We start from the raw sequence: 16,042 nt of genomic DNA, 5'->3' as shown, positions 1-16,042 counted from the left end.
ACGGGAGCGGGTGATCAACGCGGGACATGGCCGTCATGCGCGCATGTCCTCCAGCTCGATGCCCTTGGTCTCGCGCACGCCGGCCAGCACGAACAGCAGCGACAGCAGCGCGAAGCCGGCGTACAGCCCGTAGGCGAAAGTCAGGCCCAGCTCGGCCAGCGCCGGGAACGTGCTGGTGATCGCGAAATTGGCCAGCCACTGCGCCGCCGCGGCCACCGCCAGCGCGGTGGCGCGGATCCGGTTGGGGAACATCTCGCCCAGCAGCACCCACACCACCGGGCCCCAGCTCACCCCGAAGAACACCACGTAGGCGTTCGCCGCCACCAGCGCTACCACGCCGGTGGCGCCGGGCAGGCTCAGCGTGGCGCCGCTGCCGGTGGCCTGCGAGAAGCACCACGCCATCAGCCCCAGGGTGATCGCCATGCCGGCCGAACCGACCACCAGCAAGGGCTTGCGGCCGACTTTGTCGACCAGCGCGATCGCCACCAGAGTCACCAGCACGTTGACGATCGAGGTGACCACGGTGATGGTGAACGAGTCGGCCTCGCTGAAGCCCACCGAATGCCACAGCGTGGACGAGTAGTAGAAGATCACGTTGATGCCCACGAACTGCTGGAACACCGACAGCAGGATGCCGATCCACACCACCGGCAGCAGCCCGGCGGTCTTGCCGCACAGGTCGCGCAGGCGCGGCTTGTGCTCCGAGCGCAGGCTGTCCTCGATGTCGCGCAGCTTGCTGTCCAGCGCGGCCTCGCTGTGCATGTTCAGCACCTTGCGCAGCACCACCCGTGCCTCGTCGATGCGGCCCTTGGCGACCAGGTGGCGCGGCGATTCCGGCACGCCCAGCACCAGGGTGCCGTAGACCAGCGCCGGCAGCGTCGCCACCAGGAACATCCAGCGCCATGCCGCCAGCCCGAACCACAGCGGCTGCGCCGCGCCGCCGGCCACGCCGGCCAGCCACGCATCGCTGAGCAGCGCGGCGAAGATGCCCAGCACGATCGCCAGCTGCTGCATCGAGCCGAGCCGGCCGCGGATGTGCGCCGGCGACACCTCGGCGATGTAGGTGGGCGCGATCACCGAGGCCACGCCCACGCCGATGCCGCCGACCAGCCGCCACAGGATCAGGTCCCACACCGCGGTGACCAATCCGGAGCCCAGCGCGCTGGCCACCAGCAGCACCGCCGCCACCTGCATCGTGCGCACGCGGCCGAAGCGATTGGCCAGCATGCCGGCGTACCAGGCGCCGACGGCCGAGCCGAGCAGCGCGCAGGACACCGTGAAGCCGATCTGCGCCGCGTCCAGCGCGAAGCCGCCGCGCACCGCGTCGACCGCGCCGTTGATCACCGCCGTGTCGAAACCGAACAGGAAGCCGCCCAGCGCCGCCGCCGCCGAGATCAGCACCACCCGTGCGGTGGCGCGCTGGCCCAAGCCGTCGGCCGTCGTGTCCATCGTGCTCATCGCGTCTCCCCCAACGCCTCAAGATGCGCACGAGTCTGCACCGCGGGTCCCGGCCGTGTCCGGTTGAATACGTATGCAGCGGGTGCGCGCAGGCTACGCTGCCATTCCTCCCTATCTCCCCGTGGGAGAAGGTGCCCGGAGGGCGGATGAGGGTGCGGGCGGAGCGTGGAGCTCCATGCGGCCCCGTACCCTCACCCCAACCCCTCTCCCGGGGGGAGAGGGGCTCAGGCCGGCGCGTTGATCACTGCCAGGAAATCGCTGCCGTAGCGCCTGAGCTTGGCCTCGCCCACGCCACTGATGGTGGCCAGTTCGTCCTCGTTGGCCGGCATCGCGCGCAGCATCGCCAGCAAGGTGGCGTCGTGGAACACCACGTAGGGTGGCACGCCCTGCTGCCTGGCCAGTTTCGTGCGCAGCGCGCGCAGGGCATCCCACAGCTCCTGCTCCCAGGTCTCGATGCCGAGGCTGCTGCCGGTGACCAGCTTGCTGTCGCGTCGGCGCCGGCTGGCGCGCTCGGGGCGGGCGTCCTCGCGCAGTTTCACCTGACGCCCGCCGCTGAGTACGCTGCGGCTGGCGGCGGTGAGGCGCAACGTGCCGTAGCCCTCGGCGTCAGCCTCGAGCAGGCCGGCGGCGAGCAACTGGCGAAACACCGAGCGCCACTGCTTCTCGTCCAGATCGGCGCCGATGCCGAAGGTGCTGAGCCGGTGGTGGTCGAGGGCGAGCACGCGTTCGGTCTCCTCGCCGCGCAGCACGTCGATGACGTGGCCGGAGCCGTAGCGCTGGCCGGTGCGGTATACCGCCGACAGCGCCTTCTGCGCCGGCACGGTGGCGTCCCAGGTTTGCGGCGGCGCGAGGCAGTTGTCGCAATGGCCGCAGGGGCCGGGGTAGTTTTCACCGAACGCCCCCAGCAGCAGCTGGCGGCGGCAGCCGGTGGCCTCGGCGTAGGCCAGCAATGCCTCCAGCTTCTGTCGCTCGACGCGCTTGCGCTCGTCGTCGGACTCGGACTGCGCGATCATCTGGCTCATGGTGACCACGTCGGACAGGCCGTAGATCATCCACGCCTCGGCCGGCAGGCCGTCGCGACCGGCGCGGCCGGTCTCCTGGTAGTAGCCCTCGATGCTGCGCGGCAGATCCAGGTGCGCCACGAAGCGCACGTCGGGCTTGTCGATGCCCATGCCGAACGCCACCGTGGCCACCATCACCACGCCGTCCTCGCGCAGGAAACGCTGCTGGTTCCTCGCGCGCGTGGCCGCGTCGAGACCGGCGTGATACGGCAACGCCTCGACGCCCGACTCGGCCAGCCATTGCGCGGTATCGTCCACCTTGCGCCGGCTGAGGCAGTACACGATGCCGGATTCGCCCTGATGGCCCTGCAGGAACTCGCCGAGCTGGCGCTTCGCGTTGTGCCGCTGGCCGACCCGGTAACCGATGTTGGGCCGGTCGAAACTGGAAACGAACTGCCGCGCCTGCTGCAGCGACAGCCGCTCGACGATCTCCTCGCGCGTACGCGGGTCGGCAGTGGCGGTGAGCGCAATGCGCGGCACCTGGGGGAAGCGTTGGTGCAGCACCGCCAGCTCGCGGTACTCGGGGCGGAAGTCGTGGCCCCACTGCGACACGCAATGCGCCTCGTCGATCGCGAACAGCGCCACCTCGGTGCGTTCCAGCAGGGACAGGAAGCGCGCCGTGAGCAGCCGCTCGGGCGCCACGTAGAGCAGGTTCAGCTCGCCGGCCAGCAGTTGGCGCTCGACCTCGCGCTGTTCTTCCGCGCCGAGACTGGAGTTGAGGTAGGCCGCGGCCACGCCAGCCTCGCGCAGCGCATCGACCTGGTCCTGCATCAGCGCGATCAGCGGCGACACCACGATGCCGGTGCCCTGGCGCAGCAGCGCGGGGATCTGGTAGCACAACGACTTGCCGCCGCCGGTGGGCATCAGCACCAGTGCGTCACCGCCTTCCGTCAGGTGCTCGACCACCGCCTGCTGCTGGCCGCGGAAACTGGGATAACCGAAAACGCTTTGCAGCAGCTCGAGGGCGGAGACATTCATCCTGTACATGCTAGCAAACCCGCCCGGACCGGCCGCCGGGAAAAGCAGCGGCGACGCGGCGGCAGCACCGCTGTTCAGGCGTCCGGCATACCCCACAACGCGTGGTCGAGATCGCCGTCCAGGCCGAAGCGCGACAATGGCACGCGGCCGTTCTTCACTTCCACGCCCTCGGCGCGCAGCCGACGCGATTGCTCGCGGAAACCGCGGCTGCCCGGCGGCATCGCGATGTGCCCGCTGGAACGCAGCACGCGGTACCACGGCAGTTCCATGCCGTCGGGCACTTCGCCGAGCAGCCGGCCGACCAGCCGCGCGCGTCCCGGCAGGCCGGCGCGGGCCGCGATCGCACCGTAACTGGCGACACGGCCACGCGGAATCGCGGCGATGGCGGCGTAGATGCGGGCAGCGGCCTCATTCATGGTTCACGCGACGCTAGCGGATAACCATGGCAGAGTAACTTCCGACCCTCGCCAGCGGAAGCCGCCGCATGCGTCACTTCGAAGCCGTGCGTTCCCACATCGGCAGCCTGCACGAGCTGCGCCAGAACGATCCTTACCTGATCAGCTTCGACCTGAAACTGGCGCCGGACCGCTATCAGGGCATCTACCTGGCCGAACTGGAAGACGAGGCGGGGCTGCGCTATCTGCGGGTTTCCACCCCGATCGGGCCGCTCGCCGGTACCGACCCGGTCCGCTGCCTGCGCTTCAACTGGCAGCAGCGCACCGGCTTCCTCGCGGTGGCCGATCTGGACGGCTCGCCCTATCTGCACCTGTGCGAAAACCGCCCCTATGAATTCCTCGATCGCGCCGAGTTGCAGCGCGTGGTGCGCGAGCTGGGCGTGCTTGGCGATCAGCTGGAACGAATCATCAGCGTCGGCGACGACGCGCTGTAAGAACCTGGTCAGGACACCAGCCGGAACATCACTACCAGCCCGTAGGCCAGCAGCGCGGTGATCGGCAGGGTGAGGATCCACGCCCACACCATGCGTTCGACCACCGACCAGCGGATCGAACTGAAACGCTTGGCCGCGCCCACGCCCATGATCGAGGCGGACACGTTGTGGGTGGTCGACACCGGGATGCCGAACGCCGAGGCAGCCAGGATGACCGCGGCCGAACTGGTCTCGGCGGCGAAGCCGTTGATCGGGTGCAGCTTGACCATCTTGTGACCGAGCGTCTTGATGATGCGCCAGCCGCCGCCGGCGGTACCGGCGGCCATGGTCAATGCGGAGACCACCTTCACCCACACCGGGATCTCGAAGCCGCCGGCGGGGTCGCCGTCGATGCGCAGGAAGCCCAGCCACGCCGGCAGGTGGTCGAACTGGTGCGCGGCGGTGGCGCCGGCCAGCGCCAGCGCGATGATGCCCATGCTCTTCTGCGCGTCGTTCATGCCGTGCGCCACGCCCATCGCGCTGGCCGAGACGATCTGCGCCTTGCCGAAGAAGAAATTGACGAACGGGGTGCGCCCGAACCGGCGCAGCCAGCCGTGCCGCCGAGCAAACCAGGCCAGCAGCGCATACAGCGCCCCCATCAGGAAGAAGCTGATGATGAAACCCGCCAGCGGCGACAGCACCATCGGGATGACCACCTTGGGCATCACGCCATGGCCCTTCAGCAAGCTGCCCTCGACCCAGATCACCGCGTCGAAGTTGTTGCCGGAAGCGGCCAGCGCCGCCCCCACCAGCGCGCCGATCAGGGCATGGCTTGAGCTGGACGGAAGGCCCAGCCACCAGGTGATCAGGTTCCACACGATCGCCGCCAGCAGCGCGCAGACCAGCAGCTGCGAGCTCATCTCGATCACCCCGGCGTTGATCAGCCCGGAAGCGATGGTGGCCGCCACCGCGGTGCCCATGAACGCACCGACCAGGTTGGTACCCGCCGCCAACAGCACCGCCTGGCCGGGGGAGAGCACCTTGGTCGCCACCACCGTGGCGATCGAGTTGGCGGTGTCGTGGAAACCGTTGATGTAGGTGAAGACCAGCGCGATCACCACCACCGCGATGACGACGCTCATGCGCGATCCTTGGCCGTGGACGAACAGACGCCCGGCACCGGCGCCGGGCAATGCGGAATGCGCGGGATCACGGGCACGGCCTCAGGAATTCTTCAGCACGATCGAATAGACGATGTTGCCGACGTCGCGGCACTTGTCGATGGCCTTCTCGATCAGCTCGAACAGGTCTTTCGCCAGCATCGCCCGCATCGCGTCGCCGCCTTCCATGTACAGCGTGCGGTACGGCGCCAGCAGCATGCGATCGCCTTCCGACTCCAGTGCCTGCAGGCGGTCCTGCAGTTTCTTCACCGGGTCGATGCGCAGGCCGCGGCGCAGCTCGCCGATCATCTCGGCGACCACTTCGCTGGAACGCTGCAGCACCAGCGTGCGTTGGGCGAAATCCACCCCGGCCAGGCGATCGGCGACGATCTCGTAGCGCTCGGCGAACTTCTCGATGGTCTTGGGGATCTTGTACAGCGCCGAATTCAGCGCTTCGATGTCCTCGCGATCGAGCGCGGTGACGAAGGTGTTCACCAGTTCCTCGCTGATCTGCGCGGCCAGCGCCTTCTCCCGCGCCCGGGTCGCGGTGAATGCCGCCATCACCGGCCCCTTGTCAGGTTGGGTCAGCAGTTCGTGCAGGGCCTTGGCGCTTTCGCTGACGGTGGCGGCGCTCTGCTCGAGCAGCCCGTAGAACTTGTCGCCTTTGCCGAAAATCGTCTGCAGTGAAAACATGCGGGCCATGCCTGAGGGATCGGGATGACGGGAATGTTACAGGACAGCCGTGCTGCCCTGCATCATGACCCGGGTGAACTGCAGCCCGCGCAGCCCTTACACTGTGCCCATGCAGCCTCCCCCGTCACCCCCGCGATGCTGACCGAAATCGCGCTCGTTTTCGTACTGGCCCTGTGCAACGGCTTCTTCGCGCTGTCGGAGATGGCGCTGGTGGCGTCGCGCAAGAGCCGCCTCAAGCAGATGGCACGAAGCAGCCGCAAGGCCGCCGCGGCGCTGCGCCATGCCGAGGCGCCGGAGCGCTTCCTGTCCACGGTGCAGGTCGGCATCACTGTGCTGATGCTGGTCACCGGCGGGGTCGCCGGCGACAAGATGGGCGGCCACATCGCCACGCTGCTGCAACATGACACGTGGGCTTGGCTGGCCCCGTACGCCCGAGCCATCGGTATTGCGCTCGGCTTCGTGCTGATCTCGTTCATCCAGATCGTGATCGGCGAACTGGTGCCCAAGCGGCTGGCGCTGTCGGCGCCGGAAAAGGTCTCCTCGTATGCAGCGTTCCCGATGCTGCTGCTGTCGTATCTGACCGCGCCGTTCGTGTGGCTGCTGAACGCATCGAGCAACCTGCTGCTGCGCCTGCTGCGGGTCGACACGCAAGGCAGCGGCGTGGTCACCGAGGAGGAGATCCGCCTGCTGGTCGCCGAAAGCGCCGAACAGGGCGTGCTCGACCCGGACGAGCACAACATGGTCAACCGCGTGCTGCGCCTGGGCGACCGCACCGTGGACAGCGTGATGACCCCGCGCATGCGCATCGCCTGGCTGGACATCGCGGCGAGCCGCGAGGAGAACATCGCGGTACTGCGCGAGACCCCGTACTCGTGCTACCCGGTGTATCGCGGCGACGAGAGCGAGGTGGTCGGCGTGGTCGAGGTCAAGCGCCTGCTGCACAGCTTCGCCGAAGGCACGCCGGAGCTGTTCGGCCACCTGGCCAAGCCGCTGTTCGTGCCGGCCACCGCGCGCGCGCTGGACCTGCTGGAGGAGTTCCGCGACGCCGAGACGCCGCTGGCGCTGGTGGTCGACGAGTACGGCGACATCGAGGGCGTGGTCACCGTCAACGACCTGCTGGCGGCGGTGGTCGGCGCCAGCCAGATCGGTCATGCCGGCAGCAGCGAGGACAGCCCGATCATGCAGCGCGCCGACGGCAGCTGGCTGATCGACGGCAGCCTGTCCACCGACGATCTGCGCGAACTGCTGCAGATCGGCGAACTGCCAGGCGAAGAAGAGCACGACTACCGCACCGCCGCCGGCATGGTGATGACCGCGCTCGGCCACATCCCTCAGACTGGCGAGGTGTTCGCCTGGCACGGCATCCGCTTCGAAGTGGTCGACCTGGACGGCGCGCGCATCGACAAGCTGCTGGTCACCCCCGCCCCTTCGCGGAAACCGTCCGACGACGAACAGTAGCCCCGACACCTCCTTCCAGCCTGCAGGAGGAGATCAGGAGTGGCTGCGCTTTTGACCCTGCGTCGCGAAGAGCAACCCCACCCCAGCCCTCCCCTGCGCTGCAGGGGAGGGAGCAAGACGCGCGGCCTCGGGGCTGGTCCCTCCCCCTGCACAGCAGGGGGAGGTCAGGAGGGGGTGCGCTTTTGATCTTGGCTTGAGAGCGAAGAGCGACCCCACCCCAGCCCTCCCCTGCGCTGCAGGGGAGGGAGCAAGACGCGCGGCCTCGGGGCTGGTCCCTCCCCCTGCGCAGCAGGGGGAGGTCAGGAGGGGGTGCGCTCTTGATTCTGGCTTGACCGAAGAGCGACCCCACCCCAGCCCTCCCCTGCCTCGCAAGGGAGGGAGCAAGACGCACAGCTTCGGGACCGGTCCCTCCCCCTGCGCAGCAGGGGGAGGAAACCGCTACTTGCCCTTCGCCAACCTTGCCATCCGCTGCGCGTCGGCGAGGATGCCATGCAGCACGCGCAGCTCACGCTCATCCGGCTGGGCGCGCTGGAACAGCTTGCGCAGGCGCAGCATGATCGTGGTGGGCTCGCGACCCTTGTGGAAGTCGATGTCGTCCAGCGTCTGCGCCAGGTGGCGGTAGAGTTGCTCCATCTGAGCCGCGTCGGCGGGCGGCTCGTCGTGTGCCGGCGGCGCCGGCGGCGGTTCATCGCCGAGCATCGCCACGCGCAGCTCGTAGGCCATCACCTGCACCGCCTGCGCCAGGTTGAGCGAACTGAAATCGTCCACGCTGGGAATCCGTACCATCGCGTGGCAGCGCGCCAGTTCCTCGTTCTCCAGGCCGGTGCGCTCGTTGCCGAACACCAGCGCCACCTGCTCGCCGCGGGCGGCCGCGGCCAGCGCCTGCTGCGCCGCCTCGCGCGGGGAGAGCTCCGGCAGGTGCACCCCGCGCCGACGGGCCGACAGGCCCAGCGCCAGGCTGCTGCCGGCAAGACCGTCCACCAGGTCGGTGTGGATGCCGGCGTTGGCCAGCACGTCGTCCGCGCCGGCAGCCAGTGCATTCGCCTCCGGATCGGGAAAACGATGCGGCGCCACCAGTTCCATGCGGGTGAAGCCCATCGTGCGAACCGCCCGCGCCGCACTGCCGATATTGCCCGGATGCGAGGTGCGCACCAGCACGTAACGGAGGCGGTCGGCGAGTTGCTGGAGATCGGTCATGCGAGGGACGGCCTGGCGACAGGAATCGGCAAGGATAATGGACGCGGGGCGGCCCGGCGCCGCCTCTGCTAGAATCGCCGGCCGCAACCCCCGCTCTCTCCCAAAGTCGAAACCCATGGCCAGACCACACGTCACGATCGCGGCGCGCGCCGCGCGTTCTGCAGGCAATGTGATCCTGCGCTACATGAACCGCATCGACGGCCTCAACGTCGTCGAGAAGCAGCAGATGGATTTCGTCTCCGAGGTCGACAAGCTGGCCGAGGCGGAGATCATCAAGGAACTGCGCCGCGCCTACCCCGACCACGCGATCCTCGCCGAGGAAAGCGGCGCCATCGGCAAGGGCCCGCTGACCTGGGTGATCGACCCGCTGGACGGCACCCACAACTACCTGCGCGGCATCCCGCATTTCTGCGTGTCGATCGCGCTGCTGGAAAAGGGCGTGCCGATCCACGCGGTGATCTTCGACCCGCTGCGCGACGAGCTGTACACCGCCAGCAAGGGTGACGGCGCCTATCTCAACGACCGCCGCATGCGCGTGGGCAAGCGCGAGAACCTGGGCGGCGCGATGATCGCCACCGGCTTCCCGTTCCGCCAGCGCGAGCACCTTGCCGCGCAACTCGACATGACCCGCGCCATCCTCGGCCAGGCCGAAGACATCCGCCGCTCCGGTTCCGCCGCGCTCGACCTGGCCTACGTCGCCGCCGGGCGCTACGACGGCTACTTCGAGATCGGCCTGAAAGCCTGGGACATGGCCGCCGGCGTCCTGCTGGTGCACGAAGCCGGCGGCCGCTACTGCGATTTCGCCGGCCGCGACGGCATCCCGCAGAGCGGCAACATCGTCGCCGGCAATCTCAACGTGGCCAAGGCGCTGGTCGACGCGATCGGCCAGCAGGCCACGCCGGGGTTGCTCAAGGCCTGAATCCGGCGTCTCATGGGCAAGAAAAAAGGCGCTTTCGGCGCCTTTTTTCTTGCCCTGCAGGGCGCTGACCCTAGAAGGCCACATTCAGGCGCGTCGACAGTGTCTGTCCATGGTTGCGTTGACCCGTTTCGTAGTCATAGCCGAATTTCAACGTCGTGCGCGTTGACAGTGCCGCGTCCAACCCGACGCCGAACACGCCGCTGTAACGCGACAAGCCGATGCCGACCAGCGGCTGCCATTGCTCCAGGCCAACGAAGCTGGCGTTGAACACGTCGCCATGCGAGGCCAGGGTACGCTGCCACTGCGCACGCGCGCTGAAGTCCACGCTGCGGCCACGGCCCAGGTTCCAGCGATGGCCCGCGCGCACGCCGAGGCCCGCCTGCCAGCGGTCCAGTGTCTGCGCATCGCTGCGCAGGCCAAAGCCGCCCGCGCCCTGCTCGGCGAAGCCGCCGCGACCGACGCGCGCGTACTGCACATTGACGAACGGCGTGATGCGGCTGTCACCACGACCGAAGTGCATACCGCTCTCGCCATAGGCCACGTCGTAGCTGCCGTTGTACTGGGTCCGTGCGCCCTGCACGCTGTTGCCCAGCAGAACCTGCCGGCTGACGTCCTGCCGGAAATGGCCGAAGCCGACGCGACCCTGCGTATACCAGTTGCCGTTGAGCCAGCCCGCGTACAGCATGCCCTCGGTGCTGCGGCTGTTGTCGCGGTCGAACCCCTGGTTCAGCCGCTGCTGGCCGCGGCTCTGGCCGAACGCGTAACCGGCCACGCCGGAACGGCCGACCTGGCGGTCACTGCCGACCAGCCACCCGTTCAACTGGAAGCCGACGTCGTCGAAACCGGCGCGCGCCATGTCGCCGCCGAGGTTGAGGTCGTGCGTCCACATGCCGAAGCCGGTGCCCTTGTCGAGCAACTGGTCGAAGCGGTCCGACAACGCGCGGCTGGACGCATCGATGGCCTGGAAGGTCATCGCCGCGCTGGCCGCGTGCAACTGACCGGACAAGCTTTGCAGCGAGGCCTGTGCGGCCAGCAGGGTAGGCGACTGCTGGAACTGGCCGGCGGCACGCAGGAAGTCGCCGGATACCTCGGAGAGCGTGCCGGCCGCAATCTTGCCGTCCAGTTGCTCGAACGCGCCCTGCACGCGCTGCGCGCTGCCCATGGAAGCCGGGGTATAGCTCACGCCATTGCCTGCGGCCGCCATGGTCACATCGAGGCCGGTGGTGTCCAGCCACACGCTGTTGGCGTCGTAGTTGATGGTGGTTGCCGTGAACACCACGCCAGCGCCCTTGACCAATTGGTCGAAGGTGCCGGTGACACCACCGGCTGCGGTAAGTACATCAGTGTGAGTGTTGCTGACGTAGCCGCTATCGGCACCTGTTACTTCCAGCGTGCCGCCGTTGAGTGTGGCAGTGCCGGTTACCGCGAGCTTGCTGCCGAGACTGACTGCGAAGGTGCTGGCGGATGACTGAACATAGTTGCCGCCCACTGCTAAATCACCGCCGTGAACGGCTACTTTGCCGGCGTTGGAGAGATTGCCAGCCACGCCAGGCACACCATCAAGGTTGCCGGAAGCGTTCACGGTTACGTTGCCAGAGAGTGCTTGCGCTGCCTGCAAAGACCCGGCGTTGACGGATGTATCGACTACGCCCTGCAGATCGCCGTTATCGATAACCCAGGTACCGCCACCATTCTTGACAAGGATGCCGCCAAACGTCGTCATCCCCGTGACTGCATTCGAGTACGACTGCACGGTGCCTGCACTGCCATCAAGCGTCAAAGTGGACTGTGCATTCGAACCAATCCTTAGATCACCCTGAATGAAACCACCGGCCATCAGGGTGGTGTCATTAATGGCCGTTGGATCCATTTGCACGCTGCCGATAATAGCTCCCGCATTTGTCAAATGCAGCATTCCGTTTGATCCGTAGCTACCAATGCCACTGTAAACAGGGACAAAAATGCTGCAGGCAAGCATGACCGAGCAGTCGCTGGAAGCAAGGGCGGTTGCCTCGATGGTGGAGCCCGGGCCATTGGCCACCGTGCCACCATACTTCAACATGATACCTGCTCGATCGCCTGTAATCACACTGCCACCATTATTTTTCACAGCCCCTGTTGCGCTTGACCCACTTGCTATGCTGACTCCTATGCTGCCGGAAATAATGCTGCCACCATCATTTGTCACCGTACCACCATCGGACAATACAACTCCATTATAAAACCCCCTGATGGTGCTGTTGCCAGTATTACTTACTGAAGCATTCGTTGCATCAGTATAGACGCCAGAACTGATATTTATGCGTGTGTTTGCATTTAATCCCGCAAGGATACTGCCACCATCACTGTTGTTGACTACCGCAGCTCCCCTGACACCGTCACGAGTCATGCCAATAATACTGCTGCCGGCATTGTTCACGACCCCTTCGGTTTTCACGCCCGTATAACCGCGAATGGTGCTCCCGAAGCTGTTAACCAGGGTGCTATTTGATCCAAGATTTATGGCAGGAATGTCATACCCTGATTGCGAAAAATCGCTCTCAATAAGGCCGCCATCATGATTTAAAACAACTATCGCAGCACCGTTGACATATCCCTGCACTGCCGATGATCCAGGAATTTTCAACACAACGGACCCTGCATTATCCAGCCGCCCTCCTTGCTCTAGGGTGACGCTTGATACCGTCGCATCCTTACTGATTTCCAGAGCAGCATCCTGATTGGCACCGCCTACCGAAACTCCTAAACCAAGCGCCGCGCCAGCGATTACTTTCAGCGTGCCAGCCTTCACGGCAGTGCCGCCGGTATACGTATTTGCACCACTCAGGGTCAGAGTGCCGTTGCCCAGTTTCACCACCCTGCCACTTCCGCTGATGACACCGCCATAGCTCAAGTCATCGCTTCGATTGAATGTCAATGATCCGTAATACGTGTCGTTTGTCACGTCACCGACAATCGAACCGGTCGTGCCACCATTGCCAATCTGCAACGTGCCGAGACTGATCGTGGTGCCGCCGGTGTAGGTATTGGCGCCGGTCAGGATCAAGGTACCCGTACCGGCCTGTTCCAGCGAACCATTGCCGCGAATGACACCATTGAAGGTCAGATCTTCGCCACGGGCGAATACCAGTGCCCCGTTGTCCGTCACGTCACCGATAATCGAACCGGCGGTTCCAATCACACCGCCAAGTTGGCCAATCTGCAACGTACCGGCGCTGATCGTAGTGCCACCGGTATAGGTATGGTCGCCGGTCAGTATCAATGTACCTTGGCCTGATTTCACGACGTTGCCGTTGCCGCTGATCACCCCCGAGAAGCCTTGCATGACACCAGACTGGTATCCGTAGTCGAATACCATCGACCCATTATTCGTCACGTCACCGCTGATCCTGCCTCTAGTACCTCCATTGCCGAGCTGCAACGTACCGGAACTGATCGTGGTACCACCGGCGTACCAGTTGGTGCCCGTCAAGATCAACGTACCCGTGCCGGCCTGCACCAGCGAACCGCTGCCGCCGATGGAACCCTCGAAGCTCACATCGTTGCTACGCTTGAACACCAATGAGCCGTTATTCATCACATTACCGGTGATCGAACCGGTCGTGCCGCCGTTGCCGATCTGCAATGTACCGTTGCTGATCGTGGTGCCGCCGGTGTAGGTGTTGGCACCGGTCAGGGTCAGCCTGCCGGTGCCGGCCTGCTCCAAGGAACCACTGCCGCTGACGATGCCTCCGAAGCTCACGTCGTCACTGCGGTTGAACACCAGCGATCCATTGTTCGTCACGTTGCCAACGATCGAACCGGTGGTGCCGCCGTTACCGATCTGCAGCGTACCGAGGTTGATCTTGGTACCGCCGGAATAGGTATTGGTGCCAGTCAGGATCAGCGTTCCGGTGCCACCCTTGATCAGGCCGCCTGCGCCAGTGATGTCGTTGGACCAGGTGGTCGTGGTGGTGCCGTCAAAGCTGACATCGACGGCTCCTGGTCCTGTCGGTGGCGGCGTAGGCCGGACATTCGACCCGCCACCCCCACCGCCGCCGCATGCGGACAACCCCAACGCCAATGCAACGGCAAAAGACACGGCACACGGCCGCAACACGGCTTGCTTATCCAGCATGCGATGACTCCCCTGTGTCCATTTCGCAATATGTTGCGAGGTGAGCTTACAACGGCAACCCTTCCGTCAGGGTCATTCCCTCAGCCCCGGGACCAGGCGCCAGGCTCCAAGGGAATACGGAGATCAAGCGGCCCCGGCCGGCGACGGGCGCCCCAGGCGCGGTCGACACGGCTTTCGCCGGCACCGATGGCGCACAAGGTGACTGACGATGCACTCCCCGCGTCATCCAAGGCGCGACCCGCCTGACGAGCTGCGCTCAGGGAACCGACTGCCCTGCTTCGCGCAGGAACTCGCGCAGGAACGGCACGGTAATTCGCCGTCTGGCGGCCAGCGAGGCTTGATCCAGCTTGTCCAGCAGGTCCAGCAGCGCGCCGAGGTCGCGGGCGTAGCGGGCGAACAGCCAGTCCAGCACGCCCTCGTCCAGTTCGATGCCGCGGGAGGCGGCCTGCGCCTTCAGCACGGCGCGGCGCTCGTCGTCGTCGAGCGGCTTCAGCGCGAACTGGGTGCAGGCGCCGAGGCGCGAGCGCAGGTCGGGCAGTTCGATGCCGAGCTGCGTCGGCGTGGCATCGGCGGCGAACAGCAGTGCGCTGCCTTCGGCGCGGGCACGGTTGTACAGGTCGAACAACGCGTGTTCCGCGTCGCGGTTGCCAACCATCGCCCCGAGATCGTCCAGCGCCAGCAGCTCGCTACCGGCGACGCCGCGCAGAGCTGCAGGCTGATCGGCGAGCGTGGCCAGCGGCAGGTACTGCACCTGCCGCCCGGCCGCGCTCGCTGCCTGGCAGGCGGCCATCAGCAAATGGCTGCGGCCACTGCCGCTGGCGCCATACAGGTAGACCCACGGCGCACCGGGCTCCAGCGCCACTGCCTGCACCGCGGCCAGTGCAGCGGCATTGGCGCCGGCGTGGAAATGCTCGAAGCGCTGGCGGCGCGGCCAGCGCAGCGCCAGCGGCAACTGCGGGATCATGGTCCGGTCCGGTCGTCCTGTGGCGACTCGACCGAGGCTTCGACTGCGCCATCGCGATGCACGGCCAGCTCCACCTCGGCGATCACCGGGTCGTCCGGCCCCGCTTCGTTGTACAGCTCGCTCATGCGGTAGCGCTCGATCAGGTAGCGCAGCAGCACCATGATCACCGACGCCGCCGGCAGCGCCAACAGCACGCCGAGGAAGCCGAACAGATAGCCGCCGGCCAGCACCGCGAACATCACCGCCACCGGATGCAGGCCGATCTTGTCGCCGACCAGCTTCGGCACCAGCACGTAGCCTTCCAGCAGTTGGCCGACGGCGAACACGCCGCAGACCATCAGCACATGTGCCCAGTCGCCGTACTGCACCAGCGCCGCCACGATCGCCGCGACGAAACCGATGATGAAGCCCAGGTACGGCACGAAGCTGAGCAGGCCGGCGACCATGCCGATCAGCGGGCCCACGGTCAGCCCCACCACGCCCAGGCCGGCGCCGTAGAACACGCCGAGCGCCAGCATCACCAGCAGCTGGCCGCGCACGAACGCGCCGAGGATCTTGTCCGACTCGCTGGCCAGATAGGCGATGGTGGGCTGGATCGAACGCGGCAGCATGCCGTCGACCTTCGCCACCAGCTTGTCCCAGTCGCGCAGCAGGTAGAACGCCACCACCGGGATCAGCACCAGGTTGGTCAGCCACATCGCGATGCCGAGGCCGCCGCGCGACACCTTGCCCAGCACCACCGAGGCGACGCCGCCGATCGAGGACATGTGTCCCTTGATCGCGGCCAGCAGGCGGTCGCTGTCGAAGGTATGCGGGTCAAGGTGCAGGCGCGCCTGCAGCCACGGCCACACGGTGTTCTGCGCCCAGTCGCCGTAGCGCGGCAGGTTGCTGACCAGGTTCTCGATCTGGCGCGCGATTAGCGGAATCAGCAGCAGCAGCACGCCGACTACCGCCACCATGATCACCACGAACACGATGGTGGCCGCCCACATCCGGTTCAGCCCCAGCCGTTCCAGCCGGTCGGCCAGCGGGTCGCCCAGATAGGCCAGCATCGCAGCCACCGCGAACGGCATCAGCACCGACGCCAGCAGCCAGATCAGGTAAACGATGACCGCCGTGATGGCGAACAGCTGCCAACGGCGCGAAATGTCCTTGTCTTGATTCACTCG

Annotated in this window: 12 protein-coding genes; 3 read left to right on the top strand and 9 right to left on the bottom strand. The window is 66.3% G+C overall.

Annotated features, from left to right (window positions below; genetic code table 11):
* Window positions 1–33 precede the first annotated feature (33 nt).
* The 3 genes from R5H19_RS17250 to R5H19_RS17240 form a co-directional block, all read right to left on the bottom strand.
* Window positions 34–1,458, bottom strand: a complete 1,425-nt coding sequence (locus tag R5H19_RS17250; protein ID WP_318160295.1) for a sugar porter family MFS transporter — start codon at window positions 1,456–1,458, stop codon at window positions 34–36.
* 224 nt (window positions 1,459–1,682) lie between these two features.
* On the bottom strand, window positions 1,683–3,497 hold the full coding sequence (gene recQ, locus R5H19_RS17245) for a DNA helicase RecQ (RefSeq protein ID WP_318160294.1): 1,815 nt from the start codon (window positions 3,495–3,497) through the stop codon (window positions 1,683–1,685).
* 74 nt (window positions 3,498–3,571) lie between these two features.
* A complete protein-coding gene (locus R5H19_RS17240; protein WP_007511540.1) occupies window positions 3,572–3,913 on the bottom strand; it encodes an MGMT family protein in 342 nt (113 codons plus the stop codon).
* A 68-nt stretch (window positions 3,914–3,981) separates the two neighbouring features.
* Here R5H19_RS17240 and R5H19_RS17235 point away from each other — a divergent pair, with 68 nt between their 5' ends.
* Window positions 3,982–4,386, top strand: a complete 405-nt coding sequence (locus R5H19_RS17235; RefSeq protein WP_318160293.1) for a hypothetical protein — start codon at window positions 3,982–3,984, stop codon at window positions 4,384–4,386.
* An 8-nt stretch (window positions 4,387–4,394) separates the two neighbouring features.
* On the opposite strand, the gene R5H19_RS17230 is transcribed toward R5H19_RS17235, so the two are convergent.
* On the bottom strand, window positions 4,395–5,507 hold the full coding sequence (locus R5H19_RS17230) for an inorganic phosphate transporter (RefSeq protein WP_318160292.1): 1,113 nt from the start codon (window positions 5,505–5,507) through the stop codon (window positions 4,395–4,397).
* Between the two features lie 81 nt (window positions 5,508–5,588).
* The gene (locus tag R5H19_RS17225) at window positions 5,589–6,218 is read right to left on the bottom strand and encodes a pit accessory protein (RefSeq protein WP_318160291.1); all 630 of its coding nucleotides are present in this window, start codon (window positions 6,216–6,218) and stop codon (window positions 5,589–5,591) included.
* Between the two features lie 135 nt (window positions 6,219–6,353).
* Here R5H19_RS17225 and R5H19_RS17220 point away from each other — a divergent pair, with 135 nt between their 5' ends.
* On the top strand, window positions 6,354–7,676 hold the full coding sequence (locus R5H19_RS17220; RefSeq protein WP_318160290.1) for a hemolysin family protein: 1,323 nt from the start codon (window positions 6,354–6,356) through the stop codon (window positions 7,674–7,676).
* 438 nt (window positions 7,677–8,114) lie between these two features.
* On the opposite strand, the gene R5H19_RS17215 is transcribed toward R5H19_RS17220, so the two are convergent.
* Window positions 8,115–8,873, bottom strand: coding sequence for an RNA methyltransferase (locus R5H19_RS17215; RefSeq protein ID WP_318160289.1), 759 nt, complete (start codon window positions 8,871–8,873; stop codon window positions 8,115–8,117).
* Window positions 8,874–8,988: 115 nt separating this feature from the next.
* Here R5H19_RS17215 and R5H19_RS17210 point away from each other — a divergent pair, with 115 nt between their 5' ends.
* A complete protein-coding gene (locus tag R5H19_RS17210) occupies window positions 8,989–9,792 on the top strand; it encodes an inositol monophosphatase family protein (RefSeq protein ID WP_318160288.1) in 804 nt (267 codons plus the stop codon).
* A 70-nt stretch (window positions 9,793–9,862) separates the two neighbouring features.
* Here the strand turns inward: R5H19_RS17210 and R5H19_RS17205 are convergent, their stop codons facing one another.
* From R5H19_RS17205 to R5H19_RS17195, 3 genes are all read right to left on the bottom strand, one after another.
* Window positions 9,863–13,909, bottom strand: a complete 4,047-nt coding sequence (locus R5H19_RS17205) for an autotransporter-associated beta strand repeat-containing protein (protein ID WP_318160287.1) — start codon at window positions 13,907–13,909, stop codon at window positions 9,863–9,865.
* A gap of 256 nt (window positions 13,910–14,165) precedes the next feature.
* Entirely contained in the window at window positions 14,166–14,873 is a 708-nt protein-coding gene (gene hda / locus R5H19_RS17200) for a DnaA regulatory inactivator Hda (protein ID WP_318160286.1), read from the bottom strand.
* A complete protein-coding gene (locus R5H19_RS17195; protein ID WP_318160285.1) occupies window positions 14,870–16,039 on the bottom strand; it encodes an AI-2E family transporter in 1,170 nt (389 codons plus the stop codon). The genes hda and R5H19_RS17195 overlap by 4 nt, the downstream gene beginning before the upstream one ends.
* Between the last annotated feature and the right edge of the window lie 3 nt (window positions 16,040–16,042).

The sequence above is a fragment of the Rhodanobacter sp. KK11 genome, assembly GCF_033345435.1.
Classification (GTDB): Bacteria; Pseudomonadota; Gammaproteobacteria; order Xanthomonadales; family Rhodanobacteraceae; genus Rhodanobacter.
This window is presented reverse-complemented; position numbering and strand designations above follow the sequence as displayed.

Excerpts from the sequence above, each read along its gene's own strand:
- R5H19_RS17250 (WP_318160295.1), bottom strand. The coding sequence starts at position 1,458 with ATGAGCACGATGGACACGACGGCCGACGGCTTGGGCCAGCGCGCCACC.
- recQ (WP_318160294.1), bottom strand. The coding sequence starts at position 3,497 with ATGAATGTCTCCGCCCTCGAGCTGCTGCAAAGCGTTTTCGGTTATCCC.
- R5H19_RS17240 (WP_007511540.1), bottom strand. The coding sequence starts at position 3,913 with ATGAATGAGGCCGCTGCCCGCATCTACGCCGCCATCGCCGCGATTCCG.
- R5H19_RS17235 (WP_318160293.1), top strand. The coding sequence starts at position 3,982 with ATGCGTCACTTCGAAGCCGTGCGTTCCCACATCGGCAGCCTGCACGAG.
- R5H19_RS17230 (WP_318160292.1), bottom strand. The coding sequence starts at position 5,507 with ATGAGCGTCGTCATCGCGGTGGTGGTGATCGCGCTGGTCTTCACCTAC.
- R5H19_RS17225 (WP_318160291.1), bottom strand. The coding sequence starts at position 6,218 with ATGTTTTCACTGCAGACGATTTTCGGCAAAGGCGACAAGTTCTACGGG.
- R5H19_RS17220 (WP_318160290.1), top strand. The coding sequence starts at position 6,354 with ATGCTGACCGAAATCGCGCTCGTTTTCGTACTGGCCCTGTGCAACGGC.
- R5H19_RS17215 (WP_318160289.1), bottom strand. The coding sequence starts at position 8,873 with ATGACCGATCTCCAGCAACTCGCCGACCGCCTCCGTTACGTGCTGGTG.
- R5H19_RS17210 (WP_318160288.1), top strand. The coding sequence starts at position 8,989 with ATGGCCAGACCACACGTCACGATCGCGGCGCGCGCCGCGCGTTCTGCA.
- R5H19_RS17205 (WP_318160287.1), bottom strand. The coding sequence starts at position 13,909 with ATGCTGGATAAGCAAGCCGTGTTGCGGCCGTGTGCCGTGTCTTTTGCC.
- hda (WP_318160286.1), bottom strand. The coding sequence starts at position 14,873 with ATGATCCCGCAGTTGCCGCTGGCGCTGCGCTGGCCGCGCCGCCAGCGC.